Genomic DNA, 20,408 nt, shown 5'->3' with positions numbered 1-20,408 from the left:
ACCAGTCTCCTTGAATCAAATAAATGTCGCCAATTATACGCGCTAAAAACGAATACAGCCGGGCGAACCCGGCTGTTTGTAACATATTGCCTTAGTACAAAAGCGCGCTTTTACGCTAAACGCCCATGACAATGCTTGTACTTCTTGCCTGACCCACAGGGACATAGATCATTGCGACCTACCTTCGGAGCCTCACGAGTGAAAGGCTGATCACCCTGCTCTGCTGACTCAGCATCACCTTCTTCCGCCATCGCCGAAGCCTGTTCATGCTGCAGCTCAATCTGCTGGCGTGCCATCTCTTCACGTCGTGCTTGCTCCAAGGCTTGTGCTTCAGCTTCAGCCTCTTCAGGAGTTTTCACGCGCACATGCGATAGCACTCGAATCACTTCGCGTTTGATGTTGTCCAGCAACATCTGGAACAGCTCAAAGGACTCTCGCTTATATTCCTGCTTAGGATTCTTCTGCGCATAACCACGCAGGTGAATACCCATGCGAAGATGATCCATGGTCGACAGGTGCTCTTTCCAAAGATTATCCAGCACCTGAAGCATGACCTGCTTCTCGAAGCTACGCATTGTGTCTGCACCGACTACTGCTTCTTTGGCTTCATACGCTTCGGTCACTGCCTGATCAATACGCTCTTTCAGAGACTCTTCATGAAGATGCTCATCCTCTTCAAGCCACTGCGCCAAAGGAAGCTGAAGGTCGAAATCGCGCTGCAGCGCCTCTTCAAGGCCAGCCAGATCCCATTGTTCCTCAAGGGTTGCAAGCGGCACAAACTGATCCATCAGACTGGCAAGCACTTCCTGACGAACAGCAGCGATCATCTCGCCAATGGAGTCTGCCTCAAGCAGCTCATTACGCTGATGGTAAATGACCTGACGCTGGTCATTAGCAACATCATCAAATTCAAGCAGCTGCTTACGAATGTCAAAGTTACGACCTTCAACTTTACGCTGCGCCTTCTCGATGGCATTACTAACCATCTTATGCTCAATGGCTTCGCCTTCCTTCATACCCAGCGCTACCATCATCTGGCGAACACGATCCGAAGCGAAGATACGCATCAGGTTATCTTCCAGTGACAAGTAGAAACGGGATGAACCCGGATCCCCCTGACGGCCGGAACGACCACGCAACTGGTTATCGATACGTCGGGATTCATGGCGCTCAGTACCGATGATGTGCAGACCACCTGCATCCAGCACCTTCCTGTGGCGCTCTTCCCAGGCCGCTTTGGCAGCAGCTTCCGCTTCGGGAGTCACATTTTCCTGCTGATCAAGCTCAGTTTTCCAGTTACCACCCAGCATGATATCCGTACCACGACCTGCCATGTTAGTAGCAATAGTCACAGCACCAGGACGGCCCGCTTCAGCAATGATGTAAGCTTCTCTTTCATGTTGCTTGGCGTTCAGTACGTTATGGTTAATGCCCAGAGCGGTAAGCTTGTTGGAAACGACTTCAGACGTTTCGATAGATGCAGTACCTACCAAAACAGGACGGCCTGCGGCGGTCTGCTCACGAATGTCTTCGACAACAGCATCAAACTTTTCACCTTCGGTCAGATAAACCAAGTCGTTAAAGTCTTTACGTTGAATTGGACGGTGGGTAGGAATAACCACCACATCCAGGCCGTAGATCTGACGCAACTCAAAGGCTTCAGTATCGGCAGTACCTGTCATACCGGAGAGTTTGTCGTAGAGACGGAAGTAGTTCTGGAACGTGGTAGATGCCAAGGTCTGGGATTCAGGGTTAATCTGAACGCCTTCTTTGGCTTCTACTGCCTGGTGAATACCTTCAGACCAGCGACGGCCCACCATGGTACGGCCGGTATGTTCATCGACGATAATGACTTCGCCACCACGAACAATGTAATCAATATCTTTACGGAACAGCGCATGAGCCTTAAGACCGGCATGAGCATGGTGCAACAGGCTCAAGTGCTGAGGTGCGTACAGACTCTCACCTTCAGGAAGCAGGCCTTCGGAAGTCAGCCACTCTTCGATGAACTGGTGACCATCTTCAGTCAGTTCTACCTGACGCTGCTTTTCATCGACGGTGAAGTGTCCTGGTTCAACTTCAACAGACTCATCTTCTGTGAACGCCTGCTGTTTGAGCAGTGGAACAAGGCGGTTGAAAGCACGATAGAGCTCTGAGCTATCTTCAGCCATACCAGAGATAATCAGGGGAGTACGCGCCTCATCAATCAAGATCGAGTCGACCTCATCCACAACGGCAAAGTTGAGTGCACGTTGCACACGATCTTCTTTACTGAAGGCCATGTTATCGCGAAGGTAGTCAAAGCCGAACTCGTTATTGGTACCGTAGGTAATATCAGCGGCGTAACCGAGGCGCTTAATTGTGGAGTCCTGCCCGGAAACGATGATACCAACACTTAGGCCAAGGAACTCATACAGGGGTTTCATCCACTCGGCATCACGACGTGCCAGGTAGTCATTCACCGTAATGACGTGAACACCATCGCCGGACAAAGCATTGAGATAAACAGGCAGCGTTCCTACGAGCGTCTTACCTTCACCGGTACGCATCTCTGCGACTCGACCTTCGTGCAGAGTAATACCACCGATCATCTGCACATCGAAGTGACGCATCCCCATAACTCGACGAGAAGCTTCACGAACAACAGCAAAGGCTTCAGGCAGGATATCGTCCAGACTTTCACCACCAGCAACACGCTCTTTGAGCTCAGTGGTCTTGGCTTTTAACGCAGCATCATCCAAACCTTCCAGTTCAGACTCAAGGCTATTGATCTTAGTGACGATCTTGCCCATGCGACGCAATTCGCGTTCGTTTTTGCTACCTACGAGTTTTTTTATAAGAGATGCAATCATATGCGGATATCGTTACCAGTGAGGGCAAATTCCCTGTTCAAATCAAAGGAGTAAACAACTTTGGCAGGTGTCATGCCTTCAGCCATCATTCCCTGGGGTATGAAGATGACAAAGCCGGCATTACGCCGGCCTTGCTCATACCGCAACCAGAGGAGCGGCGTAAGAGATAGGTGCAGGCTGTTCAGCCTCGAATGTCACCTGTTCCCAGCAATCACGGTGTTCAAGCAGTTCCCGAAGCAACATGTTGTTCAGGTAATGCCCGGACTTGTAGCCCTTGAACTCACCGATCAGGCTGCGGCCCAGAAGATAGAGGTCACCCACAGCATCCAGGATCTTGTGTTTGACGAACTCATCTTCATATCGAAGACCGCCATCATTCACGATTCCATAATCATCAACCACAATCGCATTATCAACGCTGCCACCGAGAATCAGATTCTTGGATCGCAGATATTCGATATCACGCATAAAGCCAAAGGTTCTGGCACGGCTGATTTCTTTGACGTAAGAGGTGCTAGAGAAATCAAGCTCAGCATGGGTGTTCTGACCACGGAACAATGGATGATCAAAGTCGATAGTAAAATTGACCTTGAAACCATCATAAGGTTCAAAACTCACCCATTTATCTTCATGTTCAAACACCACTTTTTTCTTGATGCGAATGAACCGTTTGGGTGCATGCTGCTCTTGAATGCCCGCTGACTGAATCAGGAACACAAAAGGTGCTGCGCTACCGTCCATGATAGGAACTTCAGCTGCGGAAAGCTCCACATAGGCATTATCGATACCCAGCCCGGCGAAGGCAGACATCAAGTGCTCTACAGTTGCTACCCGTACGTTGTTGTCGACAAGATTTGTGGAGAGGGTCGTGTCGCCAACCGTTTCAGCCCAAGCCTTGATTTCAACCGCTGGATCAAGATCCACACGTTTGAAAATCACGCCGGTATCCGCAGGTGCAGGCTTCAAAGTCATGTAAACTTTTTCACCGGTATGCAAACCCACACCGGTAGCCCGAATACTGTTTTTCAGGGTACGTTGTTTAATCATGCCGAAGCCAAATACCTTAAGCCCAAAAAATCTAAGCGGGCATTCTACCACCGAGCATTAACGCTGACTATCCGCGAAATGCTCGGACACGATCTATCCTTAATCCGCCTGACGGCGTAAAAACGCAGGAATATCAAGGTATTCCATACTGTCTTTAGCGGGTGCAGGACGAGATGGCGCATGTTCTTTAGGGGCAGCATGAGCAGTTTCTTCCTGCTGAGCAGTGCCGTTTTCACGCCGCATTACCGCAGGAATTTCCAGCTGTTCGTAATTATCAGGCAGCTTCTGCTTGTTGCCACTGGCAGCAGAAGGAACAACCTTGATCTGCGGCTCTGGCTTAGCACCGAGACCGGTCGCAACCACTGTCACACGCAGCTCATCGCTCATCTCTGGATCAATAACAGTACCAACAACGATAGTTGCCTCATCGGAAGCAAACTCTTCGACAGTGTTACCGACTTCAGCAAACTCGCCCAGATCCAGATCGATGCCAGCGGTAATATTCACAAGAATACCGCGCGCGCCGCACAGGTCGATATCTTCCAGCAGCGGGCTACGAATGGCGGCATCAGCAGCCTCACGCGCACGACCCTCACCACGAGCGCTACCTGTTCCCATCATTGCCATGCCCATTTCAGACATAACAGTCTTAACGTCTGCAAAGTCGACGTTGATCATACCGGGACGAATAATAAGGTCAGCGATACCCTGAACCGCCCCTTGCAGCACATCATTCGCTGCAGCAAAGGCGTTAATCAGAGAAACGTTTTTGCCCAAAACAGGCAAGAGCTTCTCATTTGGGATAATAATCAGAGAATCAACATGTTCTTGCAGCTGACGAATACCTTCCATCGCAATCTGCATGCGCTTGCGCCCTTCAAAGGGGAAAGGCTTAGTAACCACTGCAACTGTAAGAATACCCATTTCGCGAGCGACTTCAGCCACTACTGGAGCTGCACCGGTGCCGGTACCACCGCCCATACCTGCAGTAATGAACACCATGTCCGCACCCTGAAGAACCTCAGCAATGCGCTCACGATCTTCCAGAGCTGCTTCACGACCGATATTGGGATTAGCTCCTGCACCAAGACCTTTGGTGATTTCGCTACCCAACTGCAGAACACTGCGTGCGCCCATGTCACGAAGCGCCTGAGCATCAGTGTTTGCACAAATAAACTCAACTCCCTCAACCGAGGAAGTTACCATGTGGTTGACTGCGTTTCCGCCGCCGCCGCCAACACCAACAACTTTAATCACCGCATTTTGCGGCGCCTTATCAACTAACTCGAACATTTCTCCCTCTCCTCCAGGCCTTTAGGGCCCACGTCACGCAAGCAAATACGGTGAAATCAGAATTTTTCCTGGAACCAACGTCGCATCCGCTGCATCATCCCTTCAGTCGGTTCTGGCTTACCAGAAATGACTGAGTCCATTAAGATCCGCTCGCCACGCTCACGTTTTGCGTAGAGTAACAGGCCAACGGCTGTGGAATAAACAGGATTATGCACAATATCCTGCAAACCTTTGATATCCAGAGGACTCGCCAGACGCACTGGCATATGGAAAATTTCTTCAGCTAATTCAACCACACCTTCCATCTTGGCGGTGCCGCCGGTCAGAACGATGCCAGCTGCGATCAGGTCTTCATAACCACTCTCTCGCAGTTTGTTTTGAATCATTTCAAAGAGTTCTGCGTAACGAGGCTCAACGACTTCAGCCAGTGACTGACGAGACAAGTCTCGTGATGGACGCTCACCAACACTTGGCACCTTGATCGCTTCATTGGCACTGGCCAGCTTGCCCAATGCACATGCATATTTGATCTTGATATCTTCTGCATGCTGGGTTGGTGTGCGAAGCGCCATAGCGATATCGTTAGTCACCTGATCACCGCCGATCGGAATAACCGCGGTATGGCGAATGGCTCCACCGGTGAAAATAGCCATATCGGAAGTACCACCACCGATATCCACCATACAAACACCCAGTTCTTTTTCGTCCTCTGTCAGCACAGCATAGCTGGAGGCAAGTTGCTCCAGCACCATGTTGTCGACTTCAAGGCCGCACTGGCGAATACATTTTTCAATGTTGTGCGCAGCATTCAATGCCGCTGTCACAAGATGTACCCGCGCTTCCAGACGAACACCGGACATGCCCAGAGGGTCGCGAATTCCTTCCTGATTATCGATGATGTACTCCTGCGGCAGGATATGCAGGATGCGCATCTTTTCTTTATCCAGCTCAGGAACTGCGCGAGCTGCGTCAATAACACGCTCAACGTCCTGATTGACAACCTCTCGATCCCGAATAGCCACCATGCCATGAGAGTTTTGGCTCATGATGTGACTACCGGCAATACCAACGGTTACAGAGTGAACTTTACAACCCGCCATCAGCTCCGCTTCTTCAACGGCACGCTGAATTGAATGAACTGTAGACTCGATATTAACGACAACTCCGCGCTTCATACCCCGCGAAGCGTGAGAGCCAATACCGACAATCTCGATTTCGCCATCAGGCCCCATTTCACCGACGATAGCGACGACCTTTGAAGTGCCGATATCCAGGCCAACAATCATGTTTGATTCTGATAAACCGCTCATACCTTTGTCTCTGGTTCTATCGCCTGTACTCACGTACGCGAATGATGCGACGTCGACACACTAATAAATTACGCTCTGTCATCCTGACAGGAGCATCGTTTAACCTTTCTGGCCATTCTCAGCCGTTTTCCACCGCACAGCCACACCGTTAGCGTGACGAGCGTCAATCTGTTCAATTTGCGCGAGACGTGGCTTTAATGCCGCTTCGTAAATCGTACTAAAGCGTGCCAGACGGCTTTGCAAATCTTCCCGCCCCAGCAAAAGACGAAGAGGTAAACCGGACTCATCAACCATTTGCAATGTCCAGGCCCCACGCTCTTCCAGCAGCAGGTTCTGAACTGTAAAACCCATGGACTTAAGCTGCTGACTGAGCGTTGAGAAATAGCGCATCACATCATGCACCTGATCTTTAGGCCCAACCAGCTCTGGTAATGACTGATACTCAGTCATCTGCGCAGCGTCAGGCGTAAAGATGCGTCCTGCCGAATCAATCAGTGCCTGATCACCCCAACGGGCAACAGGTAGCGCTTCTTCGATATTGATAATGACTTTATCAGGCCAAGAGCGATGCACCTCAGCGTGATCAACCCAAGGATCCTGCTCAACCAACTGGCGAATATGATCCAGATCAAGATCAAAAAACGTGCCAGTCACTTCCTGCTGAAGCTCCTGCGAAATGAAAGCAGAGTCGACATGATGGATATCCCCCTGTAACGCTATTTCACGCACAGGCCGATCCAGCCAAGCCTTAGCTTTCTCGTAGCCAAGACCAGACCCAATAACGAGCGCAGTCAGCAATACCGTATTCGACGTCCACATCAGCCACTGTTTCCATGGCAAAGAACGTGTTTTACGTTTAGCGACGGGAGCCACACGTGTCGCACCTCGGGGCCGGCCAGGTCCACGCAGCTGTGGTGAGCGAATCATGGGCATCATGACAGAGGCCCTCCCTCGACACCATGAGCGGCGATGGCTGTTGAGAGAATCTCAACGACCAGCGCAGGCATTTCAAGGCCAGCTTTGCGGGCTGCCATCGGGATCAGGCTATGATCTGTCATTCCGGGAACCGTATTAACCTCTAGAAGCCAGGGAAGTCCCTCGGAGTCCACCATAATATCGATCCTGCCCCAGCCTTTACATCCAATAACATCAAAGGCTTGTCGACAAGTCGCTGCCAATTGTGCCTGTTCTGCAATATCCAAGCCAGTGTCAAAATTGTAACAAGTATCGTCTGCCAGGTACTTGGCATCGTAATCATAGAATTCGTGTGGCGTTGTAAGACTGATGGTCGGAAGCACCTGGTCATTCAAAATGCCAACGGTTAATTCTTTACCGGTCACCCAAGGCTCGGCCATCACCATGTCGTCATACTCAAGCGCCAGCTCTAACGCTTCCTGAAGTGACTCAATCGTGCTGACTTTACGAAGCCCCACACTTGAACCTTCATGAACTGGCTTGATCGCCAGAGGTAAGCCTAAGGACTCAACCAAGGCTAGTGCATCGGTTTGAGCATTCACTAATTGCGCAGGTTTTGTGGGAATTCCTACAGCATTCCACACCAGTTTGGTACGCCATTTATCCATGGCCAACGCAGAGGCTGCAACATCACTTCCGGTATAGCCTTTGCCCAGCGCTTCAAGTACCGCCTGAAGCTTGCCATCTTCGCCGCCGCGACCGTGTACCACGATAAACGCCGTATCGAATTGGGCTGCCTGAAGCGCAGGTAACATTTTTTGAGGCTGAGCAGGCAACTCAAGCGCAAAGGCATCAACCCCGGCTTCAAGTAACCCTGCAAGTACAGCAGCCCCACTTTTTAATGAGACTTCACGCTCAGCTGAAGGACCACCCATCAGCACAGCAACACGGCCCGCTTTTGCGATCACTTCATGGGCATTCATGATGCCTCACTCCCCTGTTGTACCAAGAGTTGCGCTAACCCGCTGATATCCCCGGCTCCTTGAGTCAGGACCAGATCACCCGCTTGCATCAGGTTAGGCAGAATACTGGCTGCCTCTTCTGCATTAGCCGCATAAATAGGCTCCACCTGACCGCGCTGGCGAATACTACGGCAAAGACTGCGACTATCAGCGCCCTGAATAGGCTCTTCACCCGCGGAATAGACTTCCATCAAAATCAAGGAATCAACTTCAGAGAGCACTTGCACGAAATCCTCATAGAGGTCGCGCGTTCGCGTGTAACGATGCGGCTGATAAATCATGGTAAGACGTCGACCAGGCCAGCCTTCACGGAAGGCTTTAATAGTCGCTGCCACTTCCCGAGGATGGTGACCATAGTCATCCACCAACGTGGCTGTCCCATTCTGCGCAGGCAGTTCTGCAAGCACCTGAAAACGACGCCCAACCCCCATGAACTGCTTTAGCGCAATAGCAATATCCTGGTCTGAGACTCCTTCATCACGAGCAATGGCAATAGTGGCCAATGCATTTAACACATTGTGCTGCCCCGGCAGATTCAGCGTTATTTCCAACGGTTCATAACCTTTGGAGACCACGGTAAAACGGGTCTGCAGACCGGATTGCTCGATATTAATTGCACGGACATCAGCCTCTTCGTTAAGACCATAGGTGATGGTCGGGCGGCTAATATCCGGTAACAACTCTCGCACCACCTCATCGTCAGTGCAGACCACTGCGAGACCGTAGAACGGCAGGTTATGCAGGAATTCAATGAAGGTTTTCTTCAGTCGACCAAAGTCACCACCATAGGTGTCCATATGATCAGCATCGATGTTAGTGATGACCGCGGTCATAGGCTGCAAATGCAGGAAGGAAGCATCGCTTTCATCGGCCTCAGCCACCAGATAACGGCTTGCCCCCAGCTTGGCATTGGTGCCAGCGCTGGTGAGCTTGCCACCGATTACATACGTGGGGTCCATACCACCTTGTGTCAGCACGGATGCCATCAGACTGGTCGTAGTGGTCTTGCCATGGGTACCGGCGATTGCAATTCCGTGCCGGTAGCGCATCAGCTCTGCCAGCATTTCTGCACGACGAACGATTGGTAGACGCTGCTCTTTAGCTGCCTGAAGCTCAGGGTTCGAGTCCTTCACGGCAGAAGAAATAACAACCACATCAGCGCCATCAATATTGGATGGAGTGTGGCCGTAGAAGACCTGTGCGCCTTGCTCTTCCAGACGCCGAGTTGTGAGGGATGGCTTGAGATCAGAACCAGAGATTTTATAACCCTGATTGAGCAGCACCTCGGCAATGCCGCACATGCCAACGCCACCAATCCCAACAAAATGGATCTGACGAATACGGCGCATTTCAGGCACGTTATTGGCAATATGTAATTCAGCCAAGGCTAATCTCCTCACAAATATCAGCTACCTGCGCAGTAGCTTCCGGCTTTGCCAGACTTCTGGCGGCTTGCGCCATTGCTGCAAGAGTCTGGCGATCATGCAGCCGGGTGGCATATAAACTCTGTAATGACTCGACGCTTAGTTCAGACTGCTGCACCAGTACTGCAGCACCAGCATGTTCAAGGTATCGGCCGTTTGCAGTCTGGTGATCATCGACCGCATGTGGAAAAGGAATCAGTACTGATGCAACACCCACGGCTGCCAGTTCACTAACCGTTAGAGCTCCGGAACGACAAATGACCAAATCTGCCCAGGCATAGGCATCCGCCATATCTTCGATAAAGGGCACCAGATTAGCCTCAACACCGTGTTCCCGATAAAACTCTCTGGTCGCTTCGATATGTCGCTCACCACTCTGATGCCATACCTCAGGACGCTCATCCGCCGGCAATGCCGCAAGCCAGCGAGGAATCACCGCATTAATCGCCGTGGCGCCTAAACTGCCGCCGACAACCAGAATCCGCAGTTTTCCTGCCCTCTCTCCATAACGAGACTCAGGAGAGCGAACAGCACAAACGCGCTCGCGAATCGGGTTACCTGTCACCTGAGCAGCGGGTAACCAGGAGATCGCATCATCAAAGGCCACCAGTACTTTCTTGGCCAGGCGCGAAAGTACCTTATTCGTCACGCCTGGAATCGCATTCTGCTCATGGATCACCAGCGGTTTTCTCAGTAGCCATGCGGCCAGGCCGCCGGGGCCACTGGCGAAGCCACCCATTCCCAACACGACGGATGGCTTAAGAGTCATAACGACCTTGAGTGCTTCACCCAGCGCTCGCGCCAATAGAAAAGGCGCTTTAATAAGCTTGAGAGCACCATTGCCACGCACACCACTTACATGGATGGCATGCAAAGGAATATCAGCCTGGGGCACAACACGCGCTTCAATTTTGTCCGAAGTACCAAGCCAGTGAATGTCATAACCCCGCTTGCGTAGCTCCAATGCGGTAGCCAATGCAGGGAATACATGCCCGCCAGTACCGCCTGCCATAATCAGGGCAACTTTCCTGTTATTTTTACTCATCGCTCCTTGCTCCTAACATCGCCCGGCGCAACGCCTCTCCTCTGGCTTCGTAATCAATCCTCAACAAAATGGCGATCAGACATAAACAAACCACCAGACTCGACCCACCATAAGAAATCAAAGGCAGCGTCAGACCTTTGGTCGGCAACACACCCAGATTTACACCAATGTTGATAAAAGCCTGACAGGCGATGAGTAGCGCTGTGCCATACGCCATAAAGGCAGAGAAATGTTGCTGCAGACGCTCTGCACGAAGGCCGATACGAAACGCTCGGTACACCAGCCATGCGTAGAGAAGAATGACCGTCAGAGCACCGATCAGCCCCAGCTCTTCGGCAAGTACGGCATACACAAAGTCAGTATGCGCTTCAGGCAGGTAGAAGAGTTTCTGCACGCTGTTACCCAGGCCAAGACCGAACCAGTCACCACGACCAAAAGCAATCTGCGCCTGAGTCAGCTGATAACCACTGCCGTAGGGGTCTGCCCAGGGGTCCAGATAGGTCAACAGACGTTGGCGTCGGTAATCTTCCATCCAGGCGCCGGCACCGACTGCTGCAAGACAGCTGAAGATAACCAGCCAGAACTGCCACATACGCATGCCGCCCATGAAGACCATGCCCAAGGCAATACCCATGGTAACGACGACAGCACCAAGATCCGGCTCCATCAGCATTAGCACAATGGGAATGGCAAGAATCAGCATTGCCTTGAAAAAGCCTGACCACTGGGTGCGCACCTCATCAAGGCGTCGCTCCATGTAGCTCGCCAGATACATCATCAAAAAGAGTTTGGCGACTTCGGACGCCTGAATATTGATAGGGCCTAAACGCAGCCAACGAGAGCTACCGTTAACAACACGCCCAATTCCTGGGACTAGCACAAGAATCAGTAGAACCACCGCAATAATCAGTAGCCACCAATGCTGTCGACGCCAAAACGCCATAGGAATTCGCCAGACAAAGCAGGCCGCGCCAATCGCAATCACCATGAAGGCCAGATGACGCTCAATCTGATAGAAGGGATCATGAAAGCGCATCTCAGCCACTTCCATGGAAGCACTCGTCACCATAACTGCACCGATCAGCAGCAAGGTAACGGTAATCATCAATAACCAGCCATCGAACGGCCCTTTGATTTTGCCGTACACAGGAACTTCAACAGCTTGTCCCGAACGCCAGGCTCTCATACCAGCCTCCCAACGCACTCAGCAAAAACTTCACCACGGTGCTCATAATTTCGATACATATCAAGACTGGCGCAGGCAGGAGACAAAAGAACTATATCGCCTGGCTTAGCGGATGTTGCCGCTGCTTTAACAGCTACCGCCATATCCTCGGCAAAGATCACCTGAGTTGCTCCAGCAGCCTCCTCGGCCAGGCGCTGTGCATCACGTCCAATCAGAACCAGTGCCCGCACATAGCGCTCGATTGGCTTTTTCAGATCAGTGAAAGAAGCACCTTTGCCGTCACCGCCCGCTAACAGAATCACCTGTCCATCACCCAAGGTGCTTCCGAAGCCTTCAAGGGCCGCCAAGGTCGAACCGACGTTAGTGCCTTTTGAGTCATTGAAATAACGCACACCGTTGTGCTCTCTCACCCATTGGCAGCGATGAGGTAATCCACCAAACTCACGAAGCGCCTGACACATTGCTTCTACAGGCAGATTCACCGCAGCGCCTAAAGCCATCGCTGACAACGCATTAGCCACGTTATGTGCGCCCTGAATGCGCAATTCATCAGCTGGCATAATGCTCGTATTAGCTTGCTGCAACCACCGACGCCCTTGCTCGTCCGCCTGAACGCTATAAGTGTTCAGATCTGCACGCCCAAGAGTAAAGTAGCTTCGCTTCACACCATCGCTGATCAGCGGTGAGGACAATGGATCATCTTTATTAATGACCACTTGCCGGGCGCCCCGAAAAATACGGTGTTTGGCCTGATGGTAAGCGGCCATATCGTCATAACGATCCATATGATCCGGGGAAATATTCAGTACTGTTGCCACTTCGGCCTTAAGGGAATGCGTAGTTTCCAGCTGAAAGCTGGAAAGCTCCAGCACATAGAGATCCACCTCTTCAAGCGGTAGCTCCAACGCCGGCGTGCCAATATTACCGCCCACGGCGACGCGTAAACCTGCTGCCTCTGCCATTTTTCCGACCAGTGTCGTCACAGTACTCTTGGCATTCGAGCCGGTGATCGCGACGATGGGCGCCTTAGCCTCACGACAAAACAATTCAATGTCACCAATGACTCGCACGCCCTTGACCGAGGCAGCCTGGATTGCCGGCGTCTTCACTGACAAGCCGGGGCTTACCACCAACTCGGTTGCCGTCGCCAGTAAATCAGGGTCGAGCGCTCCGCAATATAGCGGTACTTCGGGATAACGAGCAGAAAGCTCATCTTTACCGGGAGGAACCTCCCGGGTGTCTACAACCACAACCTGACGATGGCGCTCGCGCAAAAAGCGCACGCAGCTCAGCCCGGTTTTACCCAAGCCGACAACTATCGTCAGATGATCCGAAGCGATCGGTTGCATTAAGCGTGTCCTTAACGAAGTTTCAATGTGGCAAGGCCGATAAGTACCAGCATCACCGTTACGATCCAGAAGCGAACGATAACGCGTGGCTCAGGCCAGCCTTTCAACTCAAAGTGGTGGTGCAATGGCGCCATACGAAAAATTCGACGACCGGTCAGCTTGAATGAGGCTACCTGCAAAATCACAGAAACTGTTTCCATCACAAACACGCCACCCATGATGACCAACACCAGTTCCTGACGAACGATAACGGCGATAGTGCCCAATACTGCTCCCAGGGCCAGCGCGCCCACATCGCCCATAAAGACCTGTGCGGGATAGGTGTTAAACCAGAGAAAGCCAAGCCCTGCGCCGACTATCGCTCCACAGATAACAAGCAGCTCGCCACTTCCGGAGACATAAGGAATCAGCAGGTACTCGGCAAACTTGGCGTTCCCCGTCACATAGGCAAAGATTCCCATGGCACCTGCAACCATGACCGTCGGCATAATGGCCAGACCATCCAGCCCGTCAGTCAGGTTCACGGCATTTGAGCTACCAACAATCACCAGATAGGTGAAAATGATGAAAGCGACCGCTCCCATCGGAATCACCCAGTGTTTAAAAAAGGGGACAATAAGCGCTGTCTCAGCACTGGTGCTGGAGGTGGCATAAAGGATTGCCGCAGCCCCGAAACCGCCTACCGACTGCCACAGATATTTCCAGCGTGCAGGCAGACCACGTGGGTTTTTCTCAATCACCTTGCGGTAGTCGTCAACCCAGCCTACAGCACCGAATACCGCCATAACGCCGAGCACAATCCAGACAAAACGATTGGATAGATCCGCCCACAGCAAGGTGCTGATCGCAATCGAAATCAGAATCAGCGTGCCGCCCATGGTCGGCGTTCCTGCCTTGCTAAGGTGACTCTGAGGGCCGTCATCACGAACCGCCTGACCAATCTGATACTGGCGCAGCTTTCGAATCATTACCGGGCCAATGGCGAGGGACAGACCTAACGCAGTCAGAACACCGAGAATTCCACGAAGAGTCAGGTACTGAAATACAGTAAAGCCGGTGTGGTACTCGCTGAGCCAGCTGGCAATCCATAGCAGCATTAGTTCACGCCTCCTGCTAATGCGTTAACAACATCTTCCATGCCTGCGCTGCGAGAACCTTTGCACAGTACGACCATGGTGTTTTCTACCTTCTGTTGAAGTGCGACCACGAGGTCGGCTTTTTGCGGAAAATAAAGGGCGCGCTCAGCATCACCGCCTGCGGCGATAAAGCCTTCAACGTAATGCAGGCCATGGGGACCACAACAAAACAGCCAGTCGATATCGGCTTTCGCGGCCGCTTCACCCACCTGCTGATGGCCTGATACCGTACCGCTACCCAGTTCTGCCATAGAGCCAAGCGCCAATACGTGGGGCCCCGGCATGGCAGATAACATCAACACTGCCGCGGTCATCGAAGAAGGGTTGGCGTTATAGCTATCATCAATAATGCGAAGACCCGCAGGCGACTGAATCGGGAAGCAACGGCCTTTTACCGCTTTAACCTCACTTAGCCCCTGAGCGATGGCTTTGGCAGGCACCCCCAGTTGCCAGCAAGCGGCAGCGGCGGCAGTAGCATTGGCTAAATTGTGTCTGCCGGGAATCGACAGTTTGAAGCAAAGTTTTTCACCATCCGGCAAGATCATTTGCGCACGCCATAAACCAAGCGCATCAACCTCCGCTTCTGAGAAGCGCACATCAGCCCGCTCACTCTCGCCAAAAAGAATAACGCCCTTACCATTCTCAGCAGCCCGCTCCACCCAGATATCCACATGAGGATCGTCAGCATTCAGGACAGCCTTTCCGCCTGGCAAAACACCATCAATAATTTCGCCTTTAGCCTTAACCACTCCCATCAAAGAGCCAAAGCCCTCTAAATGGGCTCCTGCCGCATTATTAAGAATAGAAACATGAGGCTTGGTCATCGCCACGGTGCGTGCGATTTCCCCCCCACCACTCGCGCCAAGCTCAATCACACCAAAGTGATGGGTTTCATCGAGACGCATCAGTGTCTGAGGCGCGCCAATCTCGTTATTGAGATTGCCCTGGGTGTAAAGGGTTTTTCCCTGTGTCGCCAAAATAGCAGCCGCCATCTCTTTGACGGTGGTCTTACCACTACTGCCTGTCACCGCAACCACTTTTCCGGTGAAGCGACTACGATTAGCTTTGCCGACAGCTCCCAGCGCAATCAGCGTATTTTCAACCTGAAGGACAGGAACGCTGACATCCACCGGGCGCGAGACGATAACCGCGATGGCTCCCTGCTCGATAGCCTGGTCAATAAAGTCATGGGCATCAAAACGCTCACCCACCAACGCCAGAAACACCCGACCTTCAGCGGCCGCCCGTGAGTCGGTGTACACACCTTCACAGGGTAAAAAAGCAGCACTGGAAGGAAGTTCTGCGCCAATCGCATTGGCCACATCAGCTAAAGTCCATTGGCCAATCATGAGGCGCTCTCCTGCAACTGACGGGCAATATCACGGTCTGAATAAGGGTGCTTGATACCCTGTATATCCTGATAGTCTTCGTGACCTTTGCCGGCGATCAAAATCACATCCCCTGCTTTAGCACGAATAAAAGTCTCATGTATGGCGGCACTGCGATCTTCGATCACGTCATAAGACTGACCTTGCGCAAAACCAGCACGGGTATCAGCAATAATTTGGGCAGGGCTCTCAGTACGTGGGTTGTCCTGAGTCAGAATCACATGATCAGCCTGACTCGCAGCCTCTGCCATAAGAGGGCGCTTGCCGCGATCACGGTCGCCTCCGCAGCCAAAAATACACCAGAGCTGACCACGCACATGTTCGCGAAGTGCGGTTAATGCTTTCTCAAGCGCATCAGGAGTGTGGGCATAATCCACAACAAGAAGCGGTTTATTTTCACCACCAAAGGACTCCATCCGCCCGGGGACACGCTGCAGGGCAGATAAGGCAGAAGCAATATCATCATGACTAAAGCCACGGGCATAGAGCACGGCAGCTACTGCTAACAAGTTGCTGACGTTAAAGCTGCCCAGCAAAGGCGTATCAAAACGAATCTGACCACTTGGCGTCTGAAAGCAGAGACTCATGCCCTGCGCATGGGGTTGCCATAAGGACAGATGAACACTGGCATCCTGCTCGCGAGCAAAGGTCACCAGCTCAACAGACGCAGGAAGCGCTTTAATGAAGTCCGCTGCCCAGGGATCATCCAGATTAATGACCGCACGCTTAAGTCCACGAGAGACAAACAGAAGCTGTTTGGCCTTGGCGTATGCCTCCATCGTGCCGTGATAATCCAGATGGTCACGGGTCAGGTTGGTAAATACTGCGGTATCAAAAAGCACGCCTCCCACACGCCCCTGCATCAGTGCATGTGATGACACTTCCATCGCCACATCTGTTGCACCTTGAGCTTGCAGGCCATTAAGCAGCTGATGCACCCGCAGCACATCCGGAGTCGTGTGTGTTGCCACTTCCATCTTGTCAGGAAAGCCATAACCTAAGGTTCCGAGCACCCCACAGGGCTTACCCAGTTCGGCCAGAGCATTGGCCAGAAATTGGCTAACCGAGGTTTTGCCATTGGTGCCAGTGATACCGGTAAGGCACAGGGAATGTGAGGGCTCACCAAAATAATGGCTAATTAATATTCCCAAACGTTCCAGCAGTTGAGGCACGTGAACCACCGGCACTTCATGATCCGCCAATAGCACATCTTCAGGCGCAATTATTAGCGCTGGCTGTCGTGCAACGGCATCAGTATAGAAACGCTGCGCTTTATCGTTGTCAGTGACAGCAAGAATAAACCAGTCATGAGCCTCGACTTGTCGACTGTCTATAGTCAATCGCTGACGAGGCAGGTCGGCAAGCTCGCCCGCGACTTCTCCCAGCCATTCACCCAGCGTCTGTGGCTGACCATTGCCTGAGAAGCCTGTCATGACTTATCTCCCTGAAGCTTGCGCAACTTCTCAAGATCATCAGGCGGCACTTTAAGAAGGCGCATGGCACCAGCTACAAAACGACCGAATACAGGCGCGGCAACAGCACCGCCGTAGTACTCTCCACCCTGAGGGTCATCAATGAAGATAGCTGCGACCACACGGGGATCAGAAATAGGAGCGACGCCCGCAAACACTGAGAAGTAATGGTCTGCTTCATAGCCATTGGGCCCAACTTTATGAACCGTACCGGTCTTACCGCCCAATTTGTAACCTGGCACTCGTGAGCGTGTAGCTGTACCGGTTTCAGTCACTGTTTCCAGCATTTTGAGAATTGAATGTGCTGTATCAGCAGGAATCACCTGCACTGCCTGCGGCGGCTGATTAGTTCTCACCAGTGAAACCGGGAAAAGCCGTCCTCCATTCGCAAAGGGGACATAAGCTCGAGCCAACTGGGCAGGTGTGACCGTAAGACCGTAACCATAGGAAGTCGTCGCCTGCTGCAGTACCTGTTTAGGACCATAATGCGGCAAATCACCTGCCTGCTCTCCAGGAAATCCCGTGCCAGGGTTCACACCAATCCCAAAATTATGAAAGGTTTGATAAAGCGCATCCTGCGGCAGCATCATGGATATTTTGGCCGCACCGACGTTACTTGAGTGCGTAATGATGCCTGTGATATCCAAAACACCGTAATCGCGGTGGTCACGGATCGTTTTATAGGTAATTCGCAGCGTACCTGGGTGGGTATCAATCTTAGTGTCAGGCGTAATGGTATTCGTCAGCATGCCTGCAGAGATAGTAAGCGGCTTCATGGTGGAGCCAGGCTCAAACATGTCAGTCAGCGCACGATTGCGCAGACTCGATGAGGACACATCAACACGATTGTTGGGGTTATAGGCAGGCTGGTTAACCATGGCCAGCACTTCACCATTTTGCGGGTCCAGCACTACCATCGTACCGGCTTTAGCACCATTCTCAGCCACAATGCCCTTCAGCGCCTGGTACGCCAGATACTGAAGACGAAGGTCAATGGTCAGTGCCAGATCCTGTCCGGGCCGGGATTGTTTAATCAGTTTGAGATCTTTGATTGTGCGCCCCAACCGGTCACGCAATACTTCTTTCTCACCCGTATGACCTTCAAGCCAGTCATTAAATTCAAGCTCGATACCTTCCTGCCCGCGACCATCAACGTTGGTAAAGCCCACTACGTGACTGGTGACTTCGCCAGCAGGATAGAAACGTCGATACTCTTTACGTGAATAAACGCCGGGAATTCCCAGCGCCATCACTTTGGCTGCATCACTTGGTGTCATCTGCCGGCGCAGGTACATGAACTCTTTGCTACCATTCACCTTGATACGCCGACCGAGCTCGTCTTCGGGTGTATCCAGCGCTTTGGCAAGATCTCCCCAGTGATCGGGGTATTCACCAAGAATTTTCGGCTCAGCCCAAAGGGTCTCAACAGGGGCGCTAATTGCCAATGGCTCACCATTGCGATCAACAATCATGCCGCGGTGTGCGGGAATAGCCTCAGTTCGCAACGCTCGGGCATCGCCCTGGTTATTGAGAAAGTCCTGACGGATAACCTGCAGGTTAACTAACTGACCAATCAGTACCAGAGCCAACAATCCCAGCATGCCAAGCACGATTCTAAAGCGCCAAGGGAAGGGCAGCGCTCCATTTTTTGAGGCACTCATGGCTTCACCATGATGATTGACTTGGGTGAGGGTGAGTACATGTCCAACTTATCTCGCGAAATGGTTTCAACCCGGCCATGAGCCGACAAACTGCTTTCCTCAAGCAACAACTGCCCCCACTCCACTTCCAACTTATCCTGGCGCTTTTCCAACTGCTGTAGTTCGGTGAACTGGCGCCGATTCCAATGAGCACTGAGAATGACACTCACACAGCTGACAACGATAAAAAGCAACAAAGCCCCCACTACCCAGAGACGCCAGCTGGTGAAGGGCATCTGCAATACCGGATGAGCAGGTACAGCGCCCTGAAGAAGCTCAGCACGCTGCTGACGACTTCCAGTGTTATAGAGGCTGACCGGCTGCTGTTTTTTCATAGCTTTTCAGCCGCGCGCATCACGGCACTGCGAGAGCGCACATTGCCACCAACTTCGCTGTCACTGGCCTTCTGTGCCTTACCAAGCAATCGCATCCGGATATTCAGACTGTCCTGGGTAACGGGTAAACCGCGGGGCAACTGTTTACCCCGTGATTCATCACGCATAAATCGTTTAACAATACGATCTTCGAGGGAGTGGAAACTGATGACCACCAGACGCCCGCCACTTGCCAAAACCTCAGGGGTTGCGGCCAGGCAAGCTTCAACATCTTCAAGCTCTTTGTTGATAAAGATGCGGGTAGCCTGAAAAGCACGTGTCGCAGGATGCTTGCCCTTTTCCCAAGCGGGATTGGCTTCAGAAACAATAGAGGCAAGTTCAGAGGTGCGGGTAATCGGCATTTTGCTGCGGCGCTCTACAATCGCGCGCGCCATACGCCGGGAGAAACGCTCTTCACCGAAGAGGTAGAACACATCGGCAATATCTTTTTCATCTGCCGAATTTATCCACTCAGCTGCGCTCTGGCCTTGAGTCGTATCCATTCGCATGTCGAGCGGACCATCGTGATTAAAGCTGAAACCACGCTCGGGGTTATCCAGCTGAGGTGAGGAAACACCAAGATCAAGGAGAATACCGTTGATTTTGCCGGTTAGCTCCTGCTCTTCAGCAATACGAACAAGATCAGCAAATGAAGAGTGTACAATCTGAAAACGTGAATCATCACCAAAACGCTGATGCGCTACAGCAATAGCGTCAGGGTCCTTATCGATGGCGATAAGACGTCCGTTCGGACCCAGGCGCTCAAGTACCAGCGCCGAGTGTCCTCCGCGACCAAAGGTGCCATCGATATACACACCTTCGGGATCTGTCACCAGCTGATCAACAGCCTCATTCAACAAGACTGTTATGTGCTGATAAGCTTCCGTCATTGTTC

Annotated in this window: 16 protein-coding genes; all 16 read right to left on the bottom strand. The window is 52.1% G+C overall.

Translation table 11 applies throughout. The features are described from left to right. Positions 1 to 110: 110 nt before the first annotated feature. Complete coding sequence (gene secA, locus ACKC9G_RS11220) at positions 111 to 2,852, bottom strand: preprotein translocase subunit SecA (protein WP_411405322.1); 2,742 nt, start codon at positions 2,850 to 2,852, stop codon at positions 111 to 113. Positions 2,853 to 2,987: 135 nt separating this feature from the next. Beyond that, entirely contained in the window at positions 2,988 to 3,899 is a 912-nt protein-coding gene (lpxC, locus tag ACKC9G_RS11215; RefSeq protein ID WP_411405320.1) for a UDP-3-O-acyl-N-acetylglucosamine deacetylase, read from the bottom strand. Between the two features lie 99 nt (positions 3,900 to 3,998). Beyond that, the gene (gene ftsZ, locus ACKC9G_RS11210) at positions 3,999 to 5,192 is read right to left on the bottom strand and encodes a cell division protein FtsZ (protein WP_411405318.1); all 1,194 of its coding nucleotides are present in this window, start codon (positions 5,190 to 5,192) and stop codon (positions 3,999 to 4,001) included. 56 nt (positions 5,193 to 5,248) lie between these two features. Next, positions 5,249 to 6,502 carry a cell division protein FtsA gene (ftsA, locus tag ACKC9G_RS11205; protein WP_411405316.1) on the bottom strand — a complete coding sequence of 418 codons (1,254 nt, stop codon included), beginning with the start codon at positions 6,500 to 6,502 and terminating at the stop codon, positions 5,249 to 5,251. 99 nt (positions 6,503 to 6,601) lie between these two features. Beyond that, positions 6,602 to 7,438 (bottom strand): cell division protein FtsQ/DivIB, encoded by an 837-nt coding sequence (locus tag ACKC9G_RS11200; RefSeq protein WP_411405314.1) that lies wholly within the window; start codon positions 7,436 to 7,438, stop codon positions 6,602 to 6,604. After that, a complete protein-coding gene (locus tag ACKC9G_RS11195; RefSeq protein ID WP_411405312.1) occupies positions 7,435 to 8,400 on the bottom strand; it encodes a D-alanine--D-alanine ligase in 966 nt (321 codons plus the stop codon). The genes ACKC9G_RS11200 and ACKC9G_RS11195 overlap by 4 nt, the downstream gene beginning before the upstream one ends. Then, positions 8,397 to 9,788 (bottom strand): UDP-N-acetylmuramate--L-alanine ligase, encoded by a 1,392-nt coding sequence (murC, locus tag ACKC9G_RS11190; RefSeq protein WP_411405373.1) that lies wholly within the window; start codon positions 9,786 to 9,788, stop codon positions 8,397 to 8,399. The genes ACKC9G_RS11195 and murC overlap by 4 nt, the downstream gene beginning before the upstream one ends. Before the next feature lie 28 nt (positions 9,789 to 9,816). After that, positions 9,817 to 10,908, bottom strand: a complete 1,092-nt coding sequence (murG, locus tag ACKC9G_RS11185; RefSeq protein WP_411405310.1) for an undecaprenyldiphospho-muramoylpentapeptide beta-N-acetylglucosaminyltransferase — start codon at positions 10,906 to 10,908, stop codon at positions 9,817 to 9,819. Then, entirely contained in the window at positions 10,901 to 12,094 is a 1,194-nt protein-coding gene (gene ftsW / locus ACKC9G_RS11180) for a putative lipid II flippase FtsW (protein ID WP_411405308.1), read from the bottom strand. Before ftsW ends, murG begins: the two co-directional genes overlap by 8 nt. After that, positions 12,091 to 13,443 carry a UDP-N-acetylmuramoyl-L-alanine--D-glutamate ligase gene (gene murD / locus ACKC9G_RS11175; protein WP_411405306.1) on the bottom strand — a complete coding sequence of 451 codons (1,353 nt, stop codon included), beginning with the start codon at positions 13,441 to 13,443 and terminating at the stop codon, positions 12,091 to 12,093. Before murD ends, ftsW begins: the two co-directional genes overlap by 4 nt. An 11-nt stretch (positions 13,444 to 13,454) precedes the next feature. Further along, on the bottom strand, positions 13,455 to 14,540 hold the full coding sequence (gene mraY / locus ACKC9G_RS11170; protein WP_411405304.1) for a phospho-N-acetylmuramoyl-pentapeptide-transferase: 1,086 nt from the start codon (positions 14,538 to 14,540) through the stop codon (positions 13,455 to 13,457). Next, a complete protein-coding gene (locus ACKC9G_RS11165; protein ID WP_411405302.1) occupies positions 14,540 to 15,928 on the bottom strand; it encodes a UDP-N-acetylmuramoyl-tripeptide--D-alanyl-D-alanine ligase in 1,389 nt (462 codons plus the stop codon). The genes mraY and ACKC9G_RS11165 overlap by 1 nt, the downstream gene beginning before the upstream one ends. Then, complete coding sequence (locus ACKC9G_RS11160) at positions 15,925 to 17,400, bottom strand: UDP-N-acetylmuramoyl-L-alanyl-D-glutamate--2,6-diaminopimelate ligase (RefSeq protein ID WP_411405300.1); 1,476 nt, start codon at positions 17,398 to 17,400, stop codon at positions 15,925 to 15,927. The genes ACKC9G_RS11165 and ACKC9G_RS11160 overlap by 4 nt, the downstream gene beginning before the upstream one ends. Next, entirely contained in the window at positions 17,397 to 19,100 is a 1,704-nt protein-coding gene (locus tag ACKC9G_RS11155; protein WP_411405296.1) for a peptidoglycan D,D-transpeptidase FtsI family protein, read from the bottom strand. Before ACKC9G_RS11155 ends, ACKC9G_RS11160 begins: the two co-directional genes overlap by 4 nt. After that, positions 19,097 to 19,474, bottom strand: coding sequence for a cell division protein FtsL (ftsL, locus tag ACKC9G_RS11150; RefSeq protein WP_411405294.1), 378 nt, complete (start codon positions 19,472 to 19,474; stop codon positions 19,097 to 19,099). Before ftsL ends, ACKC9G_RS11155 begins: the two co-directional genes overlap by 4 nt. After that, on the bottom strand, positions 19,471 to 20,403 hold the full coding sequence (rsmH, locus tag ACKC9G_RS11145; protein WP_411405292.1) for a 16S rRNA (cytosine(1402)-N(4))-methyltransferase RsmH: 933 nt from the start codon (positions 20,401 to 20,403) through the stop codon (positions 19,471 to 19,473). Before rsmH ends, ftsL begins: the two co-directional genes overlap by 4 nt. Between the last annotated feature and the right edge of the window lie 5 nt (positions 20,404 to 20,408).

Origin of the sequence: Pokkaliibacter sp. CJK22405, from assembly GCF_046614695.1 — a bacterium.
In the GTDB taxonomy this organism is placed as follows: domain Bacteria; phylum Pseudomonadota; class Gammaproteobacteria; order Pseudomonadales; family Balneatricaceae; genus Pokkaliibacter.
The sequence above is the reverse complement of the archived record's forward strand: the minus strand, read 5'-3'. Positions and strand labels throughout refer to the sequence as shown.